The 19,266-nt window shown below is 66.7% G+C and carries 21 protein-coding genes; 8 read left to right on the forward strand and 13 right to left on the reverse strand.

What is annotated here, in order from left to right; all coding sequences use genetic code 11:
• Positions 1-4: 4 nt before the first annotated feature.
• On the forward strand, positions 5-697 hold the full coding sequence (locus FE811_RS05210; protein ID WP_114535129.1) for a metal-dependent hydrolase: 693 nt from the start codon (positions 5-7) through the stop codon (positions 695-697).
• Here the strand turns inward: FE811_RS05210 and FE811_RS05215 are convergent.
• The 13 genes from FE811_RS05215 to FE811_RS05270 form a co-directional block, all read right to left on the reverse strand.
• Positions 694-1,527: a DUF1989 domain-containing protein gene (locus tag FE811_RS05215; protein WP_036750223.1), complete on the reverse strand. Its 834-nt coding sequence runs from the start codon at positions 1,525-1,527 to the stop codon at positions 694-696. The genes FE811_RS05210 and FE811_RS05215 overlap by 4 nt on opposite strands.
• Positions 1,528-1,727: 200 nt before the next feature.
• Positions 1,728-1,889, reverse strand: coding sequence for a hypothetical protein (locus FE811_RS27370; protein ID WP_166435614.1), 162 nt, complete (start codon positions 1,887-1,889; stop codon positions 1,728-1,730).
• A gap of 131 nt (positions 1,890-2,020) precedes the next feature.
• Positions 2,021-2,800, reverse strand: coding sequence for a succinate dehydrogenase iron-sulfur subunit (locus FE811_RS05220; RefSeq protein ID WP_116223024.1), 780 nt, complete (start codon positions 2,798-2,800; stop codon positions 2,021-2,023).
• 70 nt (positions 2,801-2,870) lie between these two features.
• Positions 2,871-3,197, reverse strand: a complete 327-nt coding sequence (locus FE811_RS05225) for a hypothetical protein (RefSeq protein ID WP_052095694.1) — start codon at positions 3,195-3,197, stop codon at positions 2,871-2,873.
• On the reverse strand, positions 3,197-3,562 hold the full coding sequence (locus FE811_RS05230; protein WP_036750228.1) for a hypothetical protein: 366 nt from the start codon (positions 3,560-3,562) through the stop codon (positions 3,197-3,199). The genes FE811_RS05225 and FE811_RS05230 overlap by 1 nt, the downstream gene beginning before the upstream one ends.
• On the reverse strand, positions 3,562-5,364 hold the full coding sequence (gene sdhA, locus FE811_RS05235) for a succinate dehydrogenase flavoprotein subunit (protein ID WP_072461029.1): 1,803 nt from the start codon (positions 5,362-5,364) through the stop codon (positions 3,562-3,564). The genes FE811_RS05230 and sdhA overlap by 1 nt, the downstream gene beginning before the upstream one ends.
• 9 nt (positions 5,365-5,373) lie before the next feature.
• Complete coding sequence (gene sdhD, locus FE811_RS05240; RefSeq protein WP_036750234.1) at positions 5,374-5,763, reverse strand: succinate dehydrogenase, hydrophobic membrane anchor protein; 390 nt, start codon at positions 5,761-5,763, stop codon at positions 5,374-5,376.
• Positions 5,764-5,778: 15 nt separating this feature from the next.
• The gene (sdhC, locus tag FE811_RS05245; RefSeq protein WP_036750387.1) at positions 5,779-6,171 is read right to left on the reverse strand and encodes a succinate dehydrogenase, cytochrome b556 subunit; all 393 of its coding nucleotides are present in this window, start codon (positions 6,169-6,171) and stop codon (positions 5,779-5,781) included.
• Between the two features lie 313 nt (positions 6,172-6,484).
• Positions 6,485-7,519, reverse strand: a complete 1,035-nt coding sequence (locus FE811_RS05250; RefSeq protein WP_072461030.1) for a MaoC family dehydratase — start codon at positions 7,517-7,519, stop codon at positions 6,485-6,487.
• 9 nt (positions 7,520-7,528) lie between these two features.
• Positions 7,529-7,735, reverse strand: a complete 207-nt coding sequence (locus FE811_RS05255; protein ID WP_036750239.1) for a DUF1737 domain-containing protein — start codon at positions 7,733-7,735, stop codon at positions 7,529-7,531.
• Between the two features lies 1 nt (position 7,736).
• Positions 7,737-8,279, reverse strand: coding sequence for an NnrU family protein (locus FE811_RS05260; protein WP_072461032.1), 543 nt, complete (start codon positions 8,277-8,279; stop codon positions 7,737-7,739).
• Between the two features lie 45 nt (positions 8,280-8,324).
• A complete protein-coding gene (locus FE811_RS05265) occupies positions 8,325-9,164 on the reverse strand; it encodes a CoA ester lyase (RefSeq protein ID WP_116223025.1) in 840 nt (279 codons plus the stop codon).
• Between the two features lie 80 nt (positions 9,165-9,244).
• On the reverse strand, positions 9,245-9,979 hold the full coding sequence (locus FE811_RS05270) for a sulfite exporter TauE/SafE family protein (RefSeq protein ID WP_072461034.1): 735 nt from the start codon (positions 9,977-9,979) through the stop codon (positions 9,245-9,247).
• A gap of 187 nt (positions 9,980-10,166) precedes the next feature.
• Between FE811_RS05270 and mdh the strand changes: the two genes are divergently transcribed.
• From mdh to FE811_RS05305, 7 genes are all read left to right on the forward strand, one after another.
• Positions 10,167-11,129, forward strand: a complete 963-nt coding sequence (gene mdh, locus FE811_RS05275) for a malate dehydrogenase (protein ID WP_036750251.1) — start codon at positions 10,167-10,169, stop codon at positions 11,127-11,129.
• 366 nt (positions 11,130-11,495) lie between these two features.
• Positions 11,496-12,689 carry an ADP-forming succinate--CoA ligase subunit beta gene (sucC, locus tag FE811_RS05280; protein ID WP_036750254.1) on the forward strand — a complete coding sequence of 398 codons (1,194 nt, stop codon included), beginning with the start codon at positions 11,496-11,498 and terminating at the stop codon, positions 12,687-12,689.
• Positions 12,689-13,234 carry a hypothetical protein gene (locus FE811_RS05285; protein ID WP_140846942.1) on the forward strand — a complete coding sequence of 182 codons (546 nt, stop codon included), beginning with the start codon at positions 12,689-12,691 and terminating at the stop codon, positions 13,232-13,234. The genes sucC and FE811_RS05285 overlap by 1 nt, the downstream gene beginning before the upstream one ends.
• 45 nt (positions 13,235-13,279) lie before the next feature.
• Positions 13,280-14,164 (forward strand): succinate--CoA ligase subunit alpha, encoded by an 885-nt coding sequence (sucD, locus tag FE811_RS05290; protein ID WP_036750260.1) that lies wholly within the window; start codon positions 13,280-13,282, stop codon positions 14,162-14,164.
• Positions 14,165-14,343: 179 nt separating this feature from the next.
• Entirely contained in the window at positions 14,344-15,507 is a 1,164-nt protein-coding gene (locus FE811_RS05295; protein ID WP_116223026.1) for a glycosyltransferase family 2 protein, read from the forward strand.
• 20 nt (positions 15,508-15,527) lie between these two features.
• On the forward strand, positions 15,528-18,494 hold the full coding sequence (locus FE811_RS05300; RefSeq protein WP_036750265.1) for a 2-oxoglutarate dehydrogenase E1 component: 2,967 nt from the start codon (positions 15,528-15,530) through the stop codon (positions 18,492-18,494).
• Between the two features lies 1 nt (position 18,495).
• Positions 18,496-19,266 (forward strand): biotin/lipoyl-containing protein (locus FE811_RS05305; RefSeq protein WP_181180821.1); only part of this gene is annotated, 771 nt, incomplete at its 3' end.

The raw sequence follows: 19,266 nt of genomic DNA on the forward strand, positions 1-19,266 counted from the left end.
TTCCATGAAACTGACCTGGCTTGGCCATTCCGGCTTCCGGCTGGAGATCGAACAGGCGGTGATCCTGATCGACCCCTGGCTTTCGGGCAATCCGATGTTCCCCGAGGACAGCCGCGACGAGGCCATCGCGGGCGCCACCCATATCCTGGTGACGCATGGCCACGGCGACCATACCGGCGATACCGTCTCGATCGCCAAGGAGCTGGGGATTCCCGCCGTCGGCATCTACGACATGGTCTCGACCTGGATGAAGCACGAGGGCATCGAGGGCATCGGCTTCAACAAGGGCGGCACGGTCGATCTGGGCGGGGCCAGGGTGACGATGGTGAATGCCAGCCATTCCTCGTCCTTCGAGGGCGCCGAGGGGCCGGTCTATGCCGGCCACGAGTCGGGCTTCATGATCGCGGGCGAGGGCCATGTGATCTATGTCTCGGGCGATACCGACATCATGGCCGACATGGCGTGGATGGGCGAATATCACCGGCCCGACATCGGCATCCTCTGCGCCGGCGGGCATTTCACCATGGACATGGACCGCGCGGCCTGGGCGGCGCGGAAGTATTTCGACTTCAAGACCGTGATCCCCTGCCATTACAAGACCTTCCCGCTGCTGGCGCAGGATGCCGAGGTGCTGAAGGCCGGCCTGCCGGGCGTGCAGGTGATCGAGCCCGAGGTGATGCGGCCGATCTCGCTTTAGGGCCAGCGATAGGCGCTCGGCCCCGGCTCTGCCCGTCCCGCGGGCCGGGCCGGCGCGAAGATCTCGACCAGCAGCGGATGGCAGGCGGCGGCGTCGCTGGAATGCGCGCTGCCGCAATCGCCGCCCGGACAGGCCGAAAGCCCGCCGATCAGGTCGATCTCGGCAAAGAACTCGATATGGTCGCCGGGGCGCACCGGGCTTGCCTTCATGAAATATTCCCCGGTGTCGCGGGTGAAGCCCGTGCACATGAAGACGTTCAGCACGTCATGCACCAGGGGCTCGGCCGCCTCGCGCGACAGGCCCATCTCGGCCATCAGCGCGTTGACCAGGTTGGAATGGCAGCAATGGTGATAGTCCTGCCCGCTCAGCAGGCGATGGGTATAGGGGTCGCAGCGCGTGCCGATCACGTCATGGACCGAGCCGCCGTATTCGTCGATGCCATACCATTCCAGCGTATCCTCGGTCACGGTGGCCATCGGGCGCAGATGCGGAAAGCTGGACCACATGCGATGGCCGCGCGTCAGATGGGTGCCGTGCAGCGCGCGGGTCTTGCCGGAATAGAACCGTTCGCGCGGATCGGCGGCGGACCACAGGTTCAGGTCGCCGACCTGCGGCCCCTCGACGCTGGTGATGCGAAAGAAATGCCCGGCCGGCACGTGAAAGCAACGCGCCTCGCGCGGGGGCACCAGGCATTCCCCGGATTTGCGCGCCGTCAGGCGAACGGCCTGCAAGCCGGGCAGGTCCGGATCGGGAAGGGTATGGTTCGGATAGCAGATGACCGGGCGAATGGCCCGGCGCTCGGCGGCATCTTCGGGAATGGTTCGGATCATGGCGCGATGCTATGCGCGCGTCCCCGGCATCGCAAGGCTTGCGCACACCTTGCACAGCGCGCCTGCCGGCCCTGCCGCATGGGTATTTTGGAAACGGAAAAACGGTCCGCCTTTCACCGCTTCCCAAATACCCGAAAAACAAGAGCGCGGCCGGGAAGCCGCGCTGGAAGGCCCGCGCGTGCGGACAAGGTGGCCGCGCTTCAGGCGGCCTGGCGAATGTCGGCTTCCATCGGCATCGGATCGAAGCTGAAATAGCCGTACATCTGCTCCAGCACGGCCAGGGCCGCGCGGTCTTCCGCCTTGGCCGGCTTCAGCACGGCCAGGTTGGCGCTGGGTTTTTGGGTCTCGGCAAGGGTTTTCATCCGAAGGTCTCCGGGTCGAAGTGATGCTCTTCCCCGCCGAAAAAGATAATGCCGCGCCGCAGAAAAATCTACCTCTGCGACGCGGCGTCAACCGGTATATCACGGCATACCGGCCATGACGGCCGTGCAAATCAAACGATACGGTCCACCATCATGTGCTTGATCGAGGCGATGGCCTTGGCCGGGTTCAGCCCCTTGGGACAGGTATTGGTGCAGTTCATGATCGTATGGCAGCGATACAGCTTGAACGGGTCTTCCAGCGCATCCAGGCGCTCGCCCGTGGCCTCGTCGCGCGAATCGATGATCCAGCGATAGGCGTGCAGCAGGGCCGCCGGGCCCAGGTAGCGGTCGCCGTTCCACCAATAGCTCGGGCAGGCGGTCGAGCAGCTGGCGCACATCACGCATTCGTAAAGCCCATCCAGCTTCTTGCGATCCTCGATCGACTGGCGCCATTCCTTGTCGGGGGTCGGCGTCTCGGTGATGAGATAGGGGTTCACCGAGGCGTGCTGGGCATAGAAATGCGTCAGGTCGGGGATCAGATCCTTGACCACCGGCATGTGCGGCAGCGGATAGATGTTCACGTCGCCCTTGATCTCGTCCATGCCGTAGATGCAGGCAAGATGGTTGCCGCCGTCGATGTTCATCGCGCAGGAGCCGCAGATCCCCTCGCGGCAGGAGCGGCGGAAGGTCAGCGTCGGGTCGATCTCGTTCTTGATCTTGATCAGCGCGTCCAGCACCATGGGCCCGCATTTGTCCATGTCGACGAAATAGGTGTCGATGCGCGGGTTCTCGCCGGTATCGGGATCCCAGCGGTAGATGTTGAAGCGGCGGACGTTCGTCACGCCTTCGGGTTTCGGCCAGGTCTTGCCGACCCGCATGCGGCTGTTCTTGGGAAGGGTAAGTTGGACCATTGGGTAACTCCTGGTGGTCAGACCGTCGTCTTGCGACTAGGCCGTCATGCGGTGGCTTGGGCAGAGGGCGTCAATGCACCCTCCAGCCCGGCTGTTCGTAAAGCGGCCGCGTGGGCTTCTGCCCCGAGCGGCGCTGGACGCATTGGTCGAAGACCTGGGACGGATCGCGCCCCAGGATCTGGTCCGAGGACAGGTCGACGCTGACGAAGCCGCCGCGATAGCCGTGCGAGCCGACGCCGATGCCGACCTGGGTGCGCGGCGCGCGGGCGTCGAGCGCCTGGACCATGCAGACGCGCTCGGCCTCTGCGACCGGGATCTGCACCGGCGCGGGCGCGCAGGCCGCCAGCCCCAGCAGCGCCGGGGCAAGGCGCAGGCCAAGCGCGCCGCGCCCGGCCATCAGGCGGCCTGCTTGGCCGCCGCCGCGGCGCTGGCGATGCATTGCGTGGTGGACGGACGGCCGACGATGGCGGCCACCGCATCCCCCGCCCCGGCCGCGCCGGCAGCGGCGATGCTGGACAGTTCCGCCGTGGTGGCGTTCTGCATCACGCAATCGGTATAGGGCGCGACATTGGCGCCGGGCAGGCGCCGGGCCATCTCGCGGTTGACGATGACGCGGGCCGAGGACCGCATCGCCGCATCCGGCGCGGGGGCCGCGACCGGCGGCAGCGGCGCCGGCGCCATGCCGGGGTTCTGGACCACGCAGCCCGAAAGGGTCAGCGCGGCGGCGGTCAGGGCCATGGGCAGGATCAGGGGAAGACGCATCAATAAACCCTCGCTTTGGGTGCGATCTTTTTCAGGTCGATCCCGCCCTCGTCCTGGGTAGTCAGGGGTTCAAGATGAACGGGCCGATAGGCCAGTTTAACATCGTTGCCTTCGACCCAGGCAAGCGAGTGCTTGCGCCAGTTGGCATCATCCCGCTCGGGGTAGTCTTCATGGGCATGGGCGCCGCGGCTTTCCTTGCGCGCCTCGGCGCCGACGATGGTCGCCAGCGCGTTGGGCATCAGGTTGGTCAGCTCCAGCGTCTCCATCAGGTCGCTGTTCCAGATCAGGCTGCGGTCGGTGACCTTCAGGTCGTCCATCTTGGCCGCGATCGCCTGCATCTTCTCGACGCCCTCGGCCAGGGTCTTGTCGGTGCGGAACACCGCGGCATCGGCCTGCATGGTGCGCTGCATCTCAAGCCGCAGCTCGGCGGTCGGCACCGAGCCGTTGGCGTTGCGGATGCGGTCGAAGCGGTCCAGCGCCTTGTCCACCTGTTCCTTGTTGGTGGTGGGGATCGCCGCCTTGCGGTCGATCACCTGCCCGGCGCGGATGGCGGCGGCGCGGCCAAAGACCACCAGGTCGATCAGCGAGTTCGATCCCAGCCGGTTCGCGCCATGGACCGAGGCACAGCCGGCCTCGCCCACCGCCATCAGGCCGGGGAAGACCCGGTCCGGGCTTTCGGCGGTCGGGTCCAGCACCTCGCCCCAGTAGTTGGTGGGGATGCCGCCCATGTTGTAATGCACCGTCGGCAGGATCGGGATCGGCTCGCGCGTCACGTCCACGCCGGCGAAGATCTTGGCCGATTCCGAGATGCCCGGCAGCCGCTCGGCCAGGCTTTCCGGCGGCAGGTGCATCAGGTTCAGGAACATGTGATCCTTGTGCGGGCCGACGCCGCGGCCCTCGCGGATCTCGATGGTGATGCAGCGCGAGACCACGTCGCGGCTGGCCAGATCCTTGTAGGTCGGCGCGTAACGCTCCATGAAGCGCTCGCCCTCGCTGTTGGTCAGGTAGCCGCCCTCGCCGCGCGCGCCCTCGGTGATCAGGCAGCCCGAGCCGTAGATGCCGGTCGGGTGGAACTGCACGAATTCCATGTCCTGAAGCGGCAGGCCCGCCCGGGCCACCATGCCGCCGCCGTCGCCGGTGCAGGTATGGGCCGAGGTGGCGCTGAAATAGGCGCGGCCATAGCCGCCGGTCGCCAGCACCACCATCTTGGCGTTGAAGACGTGGATCGAGCCGTCATCCAGCTTCCAGCACACCACGCCGGTGCAGGCGCCGTCGGTGATGATCAGGTCCAGCGCGAAATATTCGATGAAGAATTCCGCCTTTTCCTTCAGCGACCGGCCATAGAGCGTGTGCAGGATGGCATGGCCGGTGCGGTCGGCGGCGGCGCAGGTGCGCTGCACCGGCGGGCCTTCGCCGAATTCGGTGGTGTGGCCGCCGAAGGGGCGCTGGTAGATCTTGCCCTCCTCGGTCCGGCTGAAGGGCACGCCGTAGTGCTCCAGCTCGTAGACCGCCTTGGGGGCCTCGCGCGCCAGGTATTCCATGGCGTCGGTGTCGCCCAGCCAGTCCGAGCCCTTGACGGTGTCATACATGTGCCACTGCCAGTTGTCCGGACCCATGTTCGACAGGCTGGCGGCGATGCCGCCCTGCGCCGCGACCGTGTGCGAGCGGGTCGGGAAGACCTTGGTCACGCAGGCGGTGCGCAGGCCCTGTTCGGCCATGCCCAGCGTCGCGCGCAGGCCCGCGCCACCGGCACCGACGACCACGACATCATATTCGTGCGTTTCGTATTTATAAGCAGCCATGGCGGAACCTCAGAGGACGACGATCGCGCCAAGGCCCATCCGGGCCAGCGCATAGACGGCGGCGGCGATGACCGCCCAGCCGAAGATCACGGAAAAGATGATGGCGGCCTTGCGCACGCCACCCTGGAAATAATCGTCGATCATGATCCGCGTGCCCTTGATGAAGTGGACCATGCCCACGATCACGAACAGAGCGGTGATGAGCGCCGGGAAGGGCCGGCCGAAATAGGCCAGCAGCTGTTCCTGCGACAGGCCGATGGCGCGGGCGACCACGATCATGAACAGCGGCGTCAGCACGGTCAGCGCGACGGCCGAGACGGTCATGGCCCAGTGGTGCTGGGTGCCCTCGTGCGCCGAGCCCAGGCCTTCGGCAGCTTTGCGGGGGGTGATGTAACGCATGATCCTGCCCTTTCCTCAGAACGCGAAGAAGATGATCAGCGTCAGCACGGCCAGGACGACCGAACCCGCGATCAGCGCCTGGCTGGATTTGCGCGCTTCCTCGATCTCCAGCCCGTAGCCCGCGTCATAGGCCAGGTGGCGCAGCCCGGCGAGCAGGTGATACCACAGCGACCACATCGAGCCGGTCAGGATGATGAAGCCCAGCCAGGACCGCATCACCCAGTCCGCGCAGGCGAAGGCGCCCGGCGAGGTGACGGCGGCGACCAGCCACCAGGTGATCAGCACGATCCCGGCGACCAGCGCGTGCCCGGTGATGCGGGTCATGATCGAGGTGATTGCGGCGATGGGCAGGCGATAGACCTGCAAATGCGGTGACAATGGCCGGTTGCCCCGGTTGACGTCAGCCATGATGCGCTCTCCTGCGTTCAGGCCCCGCACGCGACGGCTGGCGGCGAGGGCTGGCCGAAATTGGGTTTGCTTTTAGCCGCCTTGTCGCATCTGTCACGGGTGGATGCCAGACGTAAGGCGGATATGCGACAGATTTTCCGTTTTTGTGATCACGCAAACGCCAGCTGTGATCACGGGCAGGCTCCGACCCTTTCGAATGATTGCGGTATCAGGACGGACTCGCCGGATTTCCCCGGATAACCGAGGGATTCGGTCATGTTCAACCCCGGCGCGGCCGCGAGTCGCGGGCCGGCCGCGCCGGGGCGCAGGGCGGTCATTTCGGCATCAGGGCCCAGTAATCCAGGTCCAGCAGCACCTGCGGGGCATATTTTCCATCCTCGCCGCGCAGGGCGTGATCACCGGCCGCGCCCTTGTGCGCCACCAGCCGCAGCCGGATCGCGCCGACGCCCGGCGCATGGGTGTCAGCCTTGTCCAGCACCTCGGACCAGGCGCGGATGGTGTCCCCGGCAAAGCAGGGATTGGCATGGGCCCCGCCGTTCAGCGCCACGATCATCTGCGCATTGGCCAGCCCGTTGAAGCTGAGCGCGCGGGCCATGCTGATGACATGGCCGCCATAGATCAGCCGCTTGCCGTCCTCGCGGAAGGTGGCGTCGAAATGCACCTTGGCGGTGTTCTGCCACAGCCGGGTGGCCAGCATATGCTCGGCCTCCTCGATGGTGACGCCGTCCACATGGTCGATGACCTCGCCGACCTCATAGTCGCCCCAGCGGTGCGGCTCGCCGGCCAGGCCGAAGTCGTATTGCAGGAAATCCAGCCCCTCGGGCAGCACCAGATCGGAGGGCGCGACCGATTTCGCCAGTTCCGGCACCACCGGCTCGGGCGCCGGCGCCGCGTCGTCGCCCTTGCGCACCATGACCCAGCGCACATAGTCCAGCACCACCTCGTCCATCTGGTTCAGGCCGCGGGTGCGGACCCAGACCACGCCGGACTTGCCGTTGGAGTTCTCCTTGAGCCCGATCACCTCGGATTCGGAGCGCAGCGTGTCGCCCGGCCAGACCGGCTTCAGCCAGCGGCCCTCGGCATAACCCAGGTTCGCCACCGCGTTCAGGCTGATGTCGGGGACTGACTTGCCGAAGACGATGTGAAAGGCGATCAGGTCGTCCAGCGGGCTGCCGTCCAGACCCGAGGCGGCCGCGAACTCGTCCGAGGAATAAAGCGCGTGCCGCGCCGGGTAGAGCGCATGGTAAAGCGCGCGCTCGCCCTCGGCCACGGTGCGGGGGACGGCGTGGCGGATCACCTGGCCGACGCGGTAATCCTCGAAGAAGCGGCCCGGATTGGTCTTGCTCATGGTGGTTTCCTATTGCTGGCCCAGTTTCATGTCCGGGTGATAATCCGCCTCGATCTGCTTGGTGACGGCCTGGGCGCAGCGCATCACGCCGCGCGCCGCGTCGAAGGCATAGGCGGGGTCGCCATGCAGCTCCCAGCCCTTCGACAACGCCTCGCTGACCTTGTGGCAGAAGGCCGAGGTGTCGTCCTCGGTCAGCAGGCGATAGATCTTGGGCATGTCAGCCTCCAAAGGGGTTATAGCCCAGCCAGGCGTGGACCAGCGCCACGACCCCGAACAGGACCACGGTGCCGACCGCGGCCATCGCCTCCTTGCGGACCGGGAACGGCCCGGCGGGCGGGGTCCAGCCCGGCTGCGCGCGGTTGATCACGGCCATCTCGACCAGCGACCAGAGCAGCAGCCCGCCGAACAGCACGAAACTGGGCAGGTCGCCATTGGGCAGCAGATGCGCAAGGGCCCAGAGCGCAAAGCCGGTCAGCTGCGGGTGGCGGATATGGCGGGCCAGGCGGGTCTTCATGCCGGCGACGGCGAAAAGATAGAAGCCCAGCAGCACCAGCAGGTTGTTGACGCCCTTCAGCGGTGCGGTCGCGCCCCACCAATGGGGACCGTCCGCCATGCGATAGCCGATCACCATCAGCACCACCGAGACCGCCAGCGCCCCCGCCACGCCGCCCCGGCCCAGCCGGTCGCGCGGCCCCGGTGCCAGCCGCTTGAGAAGATGCGCCGCCCACCAAAGCGCCACGCCAAGGATCAGGATCAACATCTGGCTTTGTCCTTTCGCTGGATGTAAATGGCGCTTACTTTGCCATCACCCTGCCAGCGCGGCAATCGCCGCGGCCTTGGCCAAAGTGACGCGGGCGGTCTCGACATGCAGGTTCTCGACGATCCTGCCGTCCACCACCGCGACGCCCTTGCCCTGGGCCTGCGCCTCGTCGAAGGCCTCGATCTGGCGGCGGGCCAGATCGACCTCGGCTTCCGACGGCGCAAAGACCTCGTTGGCAATGGCCAGCTGTGCCGGGTGGATCAGGGTCTTGCCGTCGAAGCCCATGTCGCGGCCCTGCTCGCATTCGGCGCGCAACCCCTCGTCGTCCTTGAAGGCGTTGAACACGCCGTCCACGATGACCCGGCCATGCGCCCGCGCGGCCAGCAGGCACAGGCCCAGCCCCGCCATCATCGGCAGCCGGTCGGCGCGAAAGCGGCTGTTCAGCTCCTTGGCCAGGTCGTTGGTGCCCATCACCATGCCCTGCAGGCGCGGATGGGCGGCGATCTCGGCGGCGTTCAGCATGCCCTCGGCCGTCTCCATCATCGCCCAGAGCGGAGTGTCGGGCACCAGCGCCGCCACCCGGTCCAGGTCGGCGCCGCGGCTGACCTTGGGCACCAGCACCGCATCGGCGCCCGAGGCAAAGGCGCGGGCGTCGCCCTCGCCCCATTCGGTGTCCATGCCGTTGATGCGGACGATCCGCACCCGGCCGCCGTAATCGGCCTGCAGCGCTTTGGCCAGCAAGTCCCGCGCCCCCACCTTCTCGGCGGGCGCCACCGCATCCTCGAGATCGAAGATGATCGCATCGGCGGCCAGCGCCTGGGCCTTTTCCATGGCCCGCACATTGGCGGCCGGAATATAGAGGACGGAACGATAGGGACGGGTCATCGGGGCCTCGCGTAATAATCTTGCGCGAACCTGCCCCGAAAGGAAGCGAATCGCAAGCACCGATTTGCCGCACTGCGGCATCAGATCCCGTCCCAGATCAGCTTGGCCGAAACCAGCATCAGCGCCCAGGTGATGAAGCCATAGAAGACCTGCGCAGACATCCGCCGCACCAGCCACAGTCCCGCCAGCACGCCCAGCACGCCGGGCACCATCAGCACGGCGGCCACCGACAGGTTATGCGCCGACAGCTGGCCCAGCATGGCATAGGGAATCAGCTTCACCGCATTGCAGATGGCAAAGAAGATCGTCGTGGTGCCGGCATAGGTCATCGGCGTCATGCGCAGGGGCTGGGCATAGACCTGATAGGGTGCCGCGCCCGAATGCGACACGAAGCTGGTATAGCCCGAGATCGTGCCCCAGAAGCTGCCCGCCCCCCAGCGCGGCGGCCGGGCGCTGGCGCTGACCCGGCTGCGCAGCAGGGCGTTCAGCGCAAAGGCCAGGCCGATCACGCCGACGATCAGCCCGACCTGCGCGTCGTCGACGTGATGCGCGGTGGCCCAGCCCAGGGCGATGCCGGTGATCGCGCCCGGCACCAGCGTCCGCAGCACCCGCGCGTCGAAATCGCGGCGAAAGGCGATCAGCCCGCCGATGTCCGAGATGATATAGACCGGCAGCAGGATGCCCGCCGCCTGCACCGGCGACATGACCAGCGCCAGCAGCGGCACCGAGATGGTGCCGACCATGGACAGCCCTCCCTTGGCCAGCCCGATCGAAAAGGCGGCGATCACCGCCAGCACCCAGCCCAGCATCTCCATCCGCGCGCCCCCGTGTCCCGCCCCTCCCGAGTAATCCAGCGGCGCAACCGCGGCAATACGCCGCCGCCATTTCCATGTTAGCGGTTGACAACAGCGGTTTTCGCGGCGGACCCGCAGCCAAGGCTTGCGATTCTCATCCCGAGGGACTAGGCCACCGCGCGAACCATCATGGAAATCGGAGGTTAACATGGCCCGACCCAAGATCGCACTCATCGGTGCGGGACAGATCGGCGGCACGCTGGCGCATCTGGCCGCGATGAAGGAGCTGGGCGACGTCGTCCTGTTCGACATCGCCGAGGGCACGCCCCAGGGCAAGGCGCTCGACATCGCGCAATCGGGCCCGTCCGAGGGTTTCGACGCCGTCATGAAGGGCGCCAACGATTATGCCGACATCGCCGGCGCCGATGTGTGCATCGTCACCGCCGGCGTGCCCCGCAAGCCGGGCATGAGCCGCGACGACCTGCTGGGCATCAACCTCAAGGTCATGAAATCCGTGGGCGAGGGCATCAAGCAGCATGCCCCGAACGCCTTCGTGATCTGCATCACCAACCCGCTGGACGCCATGGTCTGGGCGCTGCGCGAGTTCAGCGGCCTGCCGCATGAAAAGGTCGTCGGCATGGCCGGCGTGCTCGATTCGGCCCGCTTCCGCCACTTCCTGTCGCTGGAATTCGGCGTCTCGATGCGCGACGTGACCGCCTTCGTGCTGGGCGGCCATGGCGACACCATGGTGCCGCTGACCCGCTATTCGACCGTGGCCGGCATCCCGCTGCCCGACCTGGTCAAGATGGGCTGGACCACCCAGGACAAGCTGGACGCCATCGTGCAGCGCACCCGCGACGGCGGCGCCGAGATCGTCGGCCTGCTGAAGACCGGCTCGGCCTTCTATGCGCCCGCGACCTCGGCCATCGAGATGGCGGAAGCCTATCTCAAGGACCAGAAGCGCGTGCTGCCCTGCGCCGCCTATGTGAAGGGCGCCTATGGGCTGGACGGGCTCTATGTCGGCGTGCCGACCGTGATCGGCGCCGGCGGCATCGAGCGCGTCATCGACATCACCCTGGACAAGGACGAGCAGGCGATGTTCGACAAGTCCGTGGACGCGGTCAAAGGGCTGGTCGCGGCCTGCAAGGGCATCGACGCCACCCTGGCCTGATCGCCGGCCAGCGACGGCAAGGACAGGCCCCGCCGGCTGCGGCGGGGCTTTTTCATGGCGCGGACGCACGGCCCGCGCAGCATAAGGCAGGCCAGCGCCGCGGCGGACGAACCGCTGGCCGTGCGGACCTCCTGGGCCCTGCCTGACCCCCGGCGCGCCCTGATCCGGGACGCGAAAGCGCCGGCCCAGGCCGGGGATTCCCGCCCCGCCGTCCCGGCAGCCGGGGATTTGCGATCACAGCCTCGAAAACTGTGATCACAAAAGGCGGATTACCGCCAGTTTTAGGGATTTCGCCCTTCATGGGGCTTTGGCGCCGGCGTGGAATGTGGCACAAGCCCCGCCAACCGACAACTGCGGGGGAAGACGATGAACATCCATGAATACCAGGCCAAGGCGTTGCTGCGCCAATACGGCGCGCCGGTCTCGGACGGGCGGGTGGTGATGAAGGCCGACGAGGCCAAGGCGGCGGCGGGGGAACTCGACGGGCCGCTCTGGGTCGTCAAGGCCCAGATCCACGCCGGCGGCCGTGGCAAGGGTCACTTCAAGGAAAAGGAAGCCGGTGAAAAAGGCGGCGTCCGCCTGGCCAAATCGGTGGAAGAGGCCGAGGAGCTGACCCGCCAGATGCTGGGCCGCACCCTCGTCACCCACCAGACGGGCGAGACCGGCAAGCAGGTCAACCGCATCTATATCGAGGACGGCAGCGACATCGAGCGCGAGCTGTATCTGGCGCTGCTGGTCGACCGCGGCACCTCGCGCGTCAGCTTCGTCGCCTCGACCGAAGGCGGCATGGACATCGAGGAAGTCGCCGCCTCGACCCCGGAAAAGATCGTGACCTTCAGCGTCGATCCGGCCTCGGGGCTTTCGGATTTCCACGGCCGCCGCGTGGCCTTCGCCCTGGGTCTTTCGGGCCCGCAGGTCAAGCAATGCGTGGCGCTGGTCAAGAACCTGTATCGCATGTTCATCGAGAAGGACATGGAGATGCTGGAGATCAACCCGCTGATCGTGATGAAGGACGGCAACCTCAAGGCGCTGGACGCGAAGATGGGCTTCGACAACAACGCCCTTTATCGCCAGCCCGACATCCTGGCGCTGCGCGACGAGACCGAGGAAGACCCCAAGGAACTCGCCGCCTCGAAATTCGACCTGAACTATATCGCGCTGGACGGCGAGATCGGCTGCATGGTCAACGGCGCCGGCCTGGCGATGGCGACGATGGACATCATCAAGCTGTTCGGCGCGGAGCCGGCGAACTTCCTCGACGTCGGCGGCGGCGCCACCAAGGAGAAAGTGACCGAGGCGTTCAAGATTATCACCTCGGACCCGAACGTCAAAGGCATCCTGGTCAACATCTTCGGCGGCATCATGCGCTGCGACATCATCGCGGAAGGCATCATCGCCGCGGTGAAGGAAGTTGGTCTGCAAGTCCCGCTGGTCGTGCGGCTTGAGGGCACCAACGTGGAGCTGGGCAAGCAGATCATCGGCGAGTCGGGCCTGAACGTGATCGCGGCCGACGACCTGTCGGATGCGGCGCAGAAGATCGTCAAGGCGGTCAAGGGCTAATGCGGATCGCGGTGATTTGTATGCTGAGCGCGGCCAGTCTTTCTGCCTGCACGAACTACGAAGGCATTCCGGCCGGTGCTGAAAATGCGCCTGAAGTCGTGCCGGCTGCGGCTCAAGCACCGTTTGACAGGGCTGAACAGCTACGAATTGCCACGCGAGCCTGTCTTGCAAGCGAATTGCAGGGGCCACAAACCCTGCAATCACTGCTTGGACAGGGCTATACGATCACGCGGGAATGGACGGGCGCCTACTCCTATACCCGAATGGAACCTGTTGCGGGCAAAGGCCTGTTCGAGAAGGTCGACATCATAAAGGTCAGCGACCCTAATGGACCAATCCCATGTGACATCGACGTCAGGCGTGACGTGGGATATTCGTCATTCCGCACGGTCCATTCGGAAATGATTGCCCAAGGCTACCAGCCGGTGGCCGACACTGGAGGGCGTTCGACCTTTACGAAAGGCGATATCAGTTTCAGCCTTTCCGGCAGATACAGCCATTCCGAGCCGCTGGCGACCATCACGCTAAGCCGAGATACGAAATGATGCGGGCATAGGCCCGCATGAACTTGATTTTTGCAGGAGGCTTGAATGGCCGTTCTCGTCAACAAAGACACCAAAGTCATCTGCCAGGGGATCACCGGATCCCAGGGCACCTTCCACACCGAACAGGCCATCGCCTATGGCACGCAGATGGTCGGCGGCGTGACCCCCGGCAAGGGCGGCACGACGCATCTGGACCTGCCGGTCTTCAACTCGGTCCACGAGGCCGTGGAAAAAACCGGCGCCAATGCGTCCGTGATCTATGTCCCGCCGCCCTTCGCGGCCGATTCGATCCTGGAAGCCATCGACGCGGAAATCCCGCTGATCGTCGCCATCACCGAGGGCATCCCGGTCCTCGACATGATGCGGGTCAAGCGCGCGCTGATCGACAGCAAGTCCACGCTGATCGGCCCGAACTGCCCCGGCATCCTGACGCCGGGCGAATGCAAGATCGGCATCATGCCGGGCTCGATCTTCTCGCGCGGGTCGGTGGGCGTCGTGTCGCGCTCGGGCACCCTGACCTATGAGGCGGTGAAGCAGACCACCGACGTCGGCCTGGGCCAGTCCACCGCGGTCGGCATCGGCGGCGACCCGATCAAGGGCATGGAGCATATCGACGTGCTGCGCATGTTCCTGGACGACCCCGAAACCGAGTCGATCATCATGATCGGCGAGATCGGCGGTTCCGCCGAGGAAGAGGCCGCCGAATTCCTGGCCGAGCAGAAGCGCAAGGGCAAGTGGAAGCCGACCGCCGGCTTCATCGCCGGGCGCACCGCGCCGAAGGGCCGCCGCATGGGCCATGCCGGCGCCATCGTCTCGGGCGGCAAGGGCGACGCGGAATCCAAGATCGAGGCCATGAAATCGGCCGGGATCATCGTCGCCGACAGCCCCGCGGGCCTGGGCGAGGCGGTGCTGAAAGCGCTCGGCCGGTAACTTTGCCGCAAGGCTTTTGACTTGGGCGCGGCCCCTGCCTACCTTTAGCGGGGGCCGCGCCAGACCTTACCAGCAGGTGCCAGATTGGACCGCCGTCGTCGCCAGATCGTCGCCAGAACCGCCGGGGCAGCGCCCTGCCCGGCCTGCGGCCCTGCCCCGCTGCCCAATCGAGGCGCGGCATGATCCCGCAGCCCCAACCGCCGGCGGAACGCCCCGCCTCGCCCGTGGCGGCGCAGGACTGGGCGCTTTGCGTCTCGACCTATCAGCGCGGCAAGCTGCTTTGCGATTGCGTACGTGCCGCGATGGCCTCGACCGAGCGGCCGGCCGAGATCGTCATCGTCGATGCCAGCGCCGACTGGGCGCAGAACCGTGAAGGGGTCGAGGCGGTGATCGCCGCGGCCGGCGGCTGTCCGCTGACCTATGTGCCGGCCCGGCGCAAATCGCTGACCGTGCAGCGCAACCAGGCCGTCGCGCTGGCCCGTGCCGACATCCTGTTCATGATCGACGACGACGCGCTGCTGCATTCGGGTTGCGCCGCGCAGATCATGGCGCATTACCGCGCCGACACGCAGGGCCGGATCGTCGCCATCTCGGCCCGCAATGCGCCGCTGGCCGGCGCGAAGGCCGGGGACGAACGCAAGCAGACCAACCGCGCCGGCGCGCTGGCCAGGGGCCGGGCGGGGCCGGTGCAGCGCGGCATCGACCTTGCCCTGCACCACCTGCTGATGATCCCGGCCGAGCAGCGCTTCCTGGGCTACGACCGCCCCGAGCGGCGCTGGCAGGGCGACGCCACCCTGCCGCAGGGGCTGCTGCGCGTCGATTTCATCGTCGGCTTCGCCATGACCCTGCGCCGCCACCTGGCGCTGCGCGAACCCTTCGACGAAGGGCTGGCCGGCAGTTCGATCGCCGAGGATCTGGATGCCAGCTATCGCTTTGGCCGGCACGGGATGCTGGCCATCGCGCCGGATGCGCATATCCACCATTTCGAGGCGGCGGCAGGCCGCGACCGGCGCCGGATCAGCACCATGCTGGCCATGCTCAACATCGCCTATTTCGTCCGCCGCAATTCCGAGCGGCAGGGCCGCGACCTGGCCCGCTATGCGCTGTGGTACCTGCGCATGACGCTGGCCGAACTGCCCAAGGACATCGCCGGAGGCCGCTGGGATCTGCCGCAATTCCGCGGCGCCCTGCTGGCCGGCCGCAACCTGCCCGCCCTGCTGCGCCAGCCGCGCGCCGGGCTGCCGGCATGGTATCAGGATCTTCAGACCAGGCTGATGGCCGGGACCACCCCCGGACATGGCCCGAACAATGCGACCGCCCCTGATCAAGGCGCGAACGGATAGGATTTCCCGGAGGCAAGCCAATGAACGATCAATCCCCAAACTCGGCCTTCCACGATTCGAGCTTCCTGCAGGGCCATAACGCGGCCTATGTCGAGCAGCTTTACGGCCAATGGGCCCAGAACCCGGCGGCGGTGGATCAGGCGTGGGACGCCTTCTTCCGCAGCCTGGGCGACGAGGAGACCGTCGTCACCCGCGAGGCCAAGGGCGCAAGCTGGCAGCGCGCCGACTGGCCGCCGGTGCCCGCCGACGACACCACCGCGGCGCTGACCGGCGAATGGCCGATGCTGCCCAAGTCCGAGGCCAAGGCGGCGCTGGACAAGATCGCCGCCAAGGCCGGCGAAAAGGGCGTGAACCTGACCGACGAGCAGCTCAAGCGCGCCGTGCTGGACAGCGTCCGCGCCATCATGCTGATCCGCGCCTTCCGCATCCGCGGCCACCTGCATGCCGACCTGGATCCGCTGGGCATGCGCGAGATCCCCGACCACGGCGAGCTGGACCCCAAGACCTACGGCTTCACCGAGGCCGACCTGGACCGGCCGATCTTCATCGACAACGTGCTTGGCCTGCAGATCGCCACGATCCGCCAGATCGTCGACCTGATGAGCCGCACCTATTGCGGCACATTCGCGCTGCAGTTCATGCATATCTCGAACCCCGAAGAGGCCGGCTGGCTCAAGGAGCGGATCGAGGGCTACGGCAAGGAGATCGCCTTCACCCGCGAGGGGCGCCGCGCCATCCTCAACAAGCTGGTCGAGGCCGAGGGCTTCGAGAAGTTCCTGCATGTCAAGTATATGGGCACCAAGCGCTTCGGCCTTGACGGCGGCGAGGCGCTGATCCCGGCGATGGAGCAGATCATCAAGCGCGGCGGCGCGCTTGGCGTCAAGGACGTGGTGATCGGCATGCCGCACCGCGGCCGCCTGTCGGTCCTGGCCAATGTGATGGGCAAGCCCTATCGCGCCATCTTCCACGAATTCCAGGGCGGCAGCTACAAGCCCGACGACGTGGACGGCTCGGGCGACGTGAAATATCACCTCGGCGCATCGTCGGACCGCACTTTCGACGACAACACCGTCCACCTGTCGCTGACCGCGAACCCCTCGCACCTCGAGGCGGTGAACCCGGTGGTGCTGGGCAAGGTCCGCGCCAAGCAGGACCAGCTGTCCGACCAGACCTATCGCACGGCGGTGCTGCCGATCCTGCTGCATGGCGACGCGGCCTTTGCCGGCCAGGGCATCGTGGCGGAATGCTTCCAGCTTTCCGGCATCAAGGGCCACCGCACCGGCGGCTGCATCCATATCGTGGTGAACAACCAGATCGGCTTCACCACCGCGCCGCATTTCAGCCGCACCTCGCCCTATCCGACCGACATCGCGCTGATGGTCGAGGCGCCGATCTTCCACGTCAACGGCGACGACCCCGAGGCGGTGGTCCATGCCGCCAAGGTCGCGACCGAGTTCCGGCAGAAATTCCACAAGGACGTGGTCATCGACATCTTCTGCTATCGCCGCTTCGGTCACAACGAAGGCGACGAGCCGATGTTCACCAACCCGGTGATGTACAAGAAGATCAAGGGCCAGAAGACCACGCTGCAACGCTATACCGAGCGGCTGGTCGCCGACGGCCTGGTCCCCGAGGGCGAGATCGAGGAGATGAAGGCCGCCTTCCAGGCCCATCTGAACGAGGAGTTCGAGGTCGGCAAGAACTTCAAGCCGAACAAGGCCGACTGGCTGGACGGCAAATGGTCGGGGCTCGAGGCCGAGCATGCCGAGGAGAACCTGGGCCAGACCGGCATCGCGCCCGAGACCATGGCCGAGATCGGCGGCGCGCTGACCCGCGTGCCCGAAGGCTTCGACCTGCACAGGACCGTCGGCCGCCTGCTGGAATCCAAGAAGCAGATGTTCGAGACCGGCCAGGGCTTCGACTGGGCCACGGGCGAGGCGCTGGCCTTCGGCTCGCTGCTGCTGGAGGGGCATCCGGTGCGCCTCGCCGGGCAGGATTCGACCCGCGGCACCTTCTCGCAGCGCCATTCGGCCTTCGTCGACCAGGCGACCGAGGAACGCTACTACCCGCTGAACCACATCCGCGGCGGGCAGGCGCGCTACGAGGCCATCGACTCGATGCTGTCGGAATATGCGGTGCTGGGCTTCGAATACGGCTATTCGCTGGCCGAGCCGAACAGCCTGGTCATGTGGGAGGCCCAGTTCGGCGATTTCGCCAACGGCGCCCAGATCATGTTCGACCAGTTCATCACCTCGGGCGAAAAGAAATGGCTGCGCATGTCCGGCCTCGTCATGCTGATGCCGCATGGCTATGAGGGCCAGGGCCCGGAACACAGCTCGGCCCGGCTGGAGCGCTGGCTGCAGATGTGCGCCGAGGACAACTGGATCGTGGCGAACTGCACCACGCCGGCGAACTATTTCCACATCCTGCGCCGGCAGCTGAAGCGGCCCTTCCGCAAGCCGCTGGTGCTGATGACGCCGAAATCGCTGCTGCGCCACCCGCTGGCGGTGTCCACGGCGGACGAGTTCCTGGCCGGCTCGACCTTCAACCGCGTGCTGGTGGACGATGCCGACCGCGGCAAGTCCGAGTTCAAGCTGGCCCCGGACGACAAGATCCGCCGCGTGGTGATCTGCTCGGGCAAGGTCTATTACGACCTCGCGCAGGCCCGCGACGCCGCCGGTGCCGAGGATGTGCATATCCTGCGGCTCGAGCAGTTCTATCCCTTCCCGGCCCAGAGCATGTCCAAGGAGCTGGAACGCTTCAAGGATGCCGAGATCGTCTGGTGCCAGGAAGAACCCAAGAACCAGGGCGGCTGGAGCTTCGTCGAGCCCAATATCGAATGGGTGCTGTCGCGCATCGGCGCCAAGCACGGCCGGCCGCGCTATGTCGGCCGCCATGCCGCGGCCTCGCCGGCCACCGGGCTTGCCTCGCGCCACAAGGCCGAGCAGGAGGCCCTGGTCCACGAAGCGATCACCATCGGGGCCTGACATGGCAGTGGAACTACGCGTCCCCACGCTTGGGGAATCGGTATCCGAGGCGACGGTGGCCACCTGGTTCAAGAAACCGGGCGACCGCGTCGCCGTGGATGAAATGCTGTGCGAGCTGGAAACCGACAAGGTGACGGTCGAGGTGCCCTCGCCCGTCGCCGGCAAGCTGGCCGAGATCGTCGCGCCCGAGGGCACGGTGGTCGCGCCGAACGCGCTGCTCGCGCAGATCATGGAACAGGGCGATGCCGGCCCGGAAGAAATGTTGCCCAAGGCTGATGCGGGCACGAAGGCTCAGGAAGGACAGAGGAAGATGAGCGGAAAATCCGTCGACGTGATGGTGCCCACCCTGGGCGAAAGCGTGACCGAAGCGACGGTCGCGACCTGGTTCAAGAAGGTCGGCGACGCGGTCGCGCAGGACGAGATGCTGTGCGAGCTTGAGACCGACAAGGTCTCGGTCGAGGTGCCGGCCCCCGCCGCGGGCGTGCTGGCCGAGATCCTGGCCCCCGAGGGCGCGACGGTCGAGGCCAGCGCCAGGCTGGCCATCATCACCGAAGGCGCGACCGCGGCCCCCAAGGCCGAGGCCCCGGCGGCCGCCGCAGCCGCCGTGCAATCGCCCGGCGCCGGCCCGGAAACGCCCGCGCCGCGCAAGGATGTCGAGGACGCCCCTTCGGCCAAGAAGGCCATGGCCGAGGCCGGGGTCGGCCGCGATGCCGTCACCGGCACCGGCCGCGACGGCCGGGTGATGAAAGAGGACGTGGCCCGCGCCCCTGCC

Source organism: Paracoccus sp. FO-3, from assembly GCF_006386455.1.
GTDB classification, from domain to species: Bacteria; Pseudomonadota; Alphaproteobacteria; order Rhodobacterales; family Rhodobacteraceae; genus Paracoccus; species Paracoccus versutus.

Excerpts from the sequence above, each read along its gene's own strand:
- FE811_RS05210 (WP_114535129.1), top strand. The coding sequence starts at position 5 with ATGAAACTGACCTGGCTTGGCCATTCCGGCTTCCGGCTGGAGATCGAA.
- FE811_RS05215 (WP_036750223.1), bottom strand. The coding sequence starts at position 1,527 with ATGATCCGAACCATTCCCGAAGATGCCGCCGAGCGCCGGGCCATTCGC.
- FE811_RS27370 (WP_166435614.1), bottom strand. The coding sequence starts at position 1,889 with ATGAAAACCCTTGCCGAGACCCAAAAACCCAGCGCCAACCTGGCCGTG.
- FE811_RS05220 (WP_116223024.1), bottom strand. The coding sequence starts at position 2,800 with ATGGTCCAACTTACCCTTCCCAAGAACAGCCGCATGCGGGTCGGCAAG.
- FE811_RS05225 (WP_052095694.1), bottom strand. The coding sequence starts at position 3,197 with ATGGCCGGGCGCGGCGCGCTTGGCCTGCGCCTTGCCCCGGCGCTGCTG.
- FE811_RS05230 (WP_036750228.1), bottom strand. The coding sequence starts at position 3,562 with ATGCGTCTTCCCCTGATCCTGCCCATGGCCCTGACCGCCGCCGCGCTG.
- sdhA (WP_072461029.1), bottom strand. The coding sequence starts at position 5,364 with ATGGCTGCTTATAAATACGAAACGCACGAATATGATGTCGTGGTCGTC.
- sdhD (WP_036750234.1), bottom strand. The coding sequence starts at position 5,763 with ATGCGTTACATCACCCCCCGCAAAGCTGCCGAAGGCCTGGGCTCGGCG.
- sdhC (WP_036750387.1), bottom strand. The coding sequence starts at position 6,171 with ATGGCTGACGTCAACCGGGGCAACCGGCCATTGTCACCGCATTTGCAG.
- FE811_RS05250 (WP_072461030.1), bottom strand. The coding sequence starts at position 7,519 with ATGAGCAAGACCAATCCGGGCCGCTTCTTCGAGGATTACCGCGTCGGC.
- FE811_RS05255 (WP_036750239.1), bottom strand. The coding sequence starts at position 7,735 with ATGCCCAAGATCTATCGCCTGCTGACCGAGGACGACACCTCGGCCTTC.
- FE811_RS05260 (WP_072461032.1), bottom strand. The coding sequence starts at position 8,279 with ATGTTGATCCTGATCCTTGGCGTGGCGCTTTGGTGGGCGGCGCATCTT.
- FE811_RS05265 (WP_116223025.1), bottom strand. The coding sequence starts at position 9,164 with ATGACCCGTCCCTATCGTTCCGTCCTCTATATTCCGGCCGCCAATGTG.
- FE811_RS05270 (WP_072461034.1), bottom strand. The coding sequence starts at position 9,979 with ATGGAGATGCTGGGCTGGGTGCTGGCGGTGATCGCCGCCTTTTCGATC.
- mdh (WP_036750251.1), top strand. The coding sequence starts at position 10,167 with ATGGCCCGACCCAAGATCGCACTCATCGGTGCGGGACAGATCGGCGGC.
- sucC (WP_036750254.1), top strand. The coding sequence starts at position 11,496 with ATGAACATCCATGAATACCAGGCCAAGGCGTTGCTGCGCCAATACGGC.
- FE811_RS05285 (WP_140846942.1), top strand. The coding sequence starts at position 12,689 with ATGCGGATCGCGGTGATTTGTATGCTGAGCGCGGCCAGTCTTTCTGCC.
- sucD (WP_036750260.1), top strand. The coding sequence starts at position 13,280 with ATGGCCGTTCTCGTCAACAAAGACACCAAAGTCATCTGCCAGGGGATC.
- FE811_RS05295 (WP_116223026.1), top strand. The coding sequence starts at position 14,344 with ATGATCCCGCAGCCCCAACCGCCGGCGGAACGCCCCGCCTCGCCCGTG.
- FE811_RS05300 (WP_036750265.1), top strand. The coding sequence starts at position 15,528 with ATGAACGATCAATCCCCAAACTCGGCCTTCCACGATTCGAGCTTCCTG.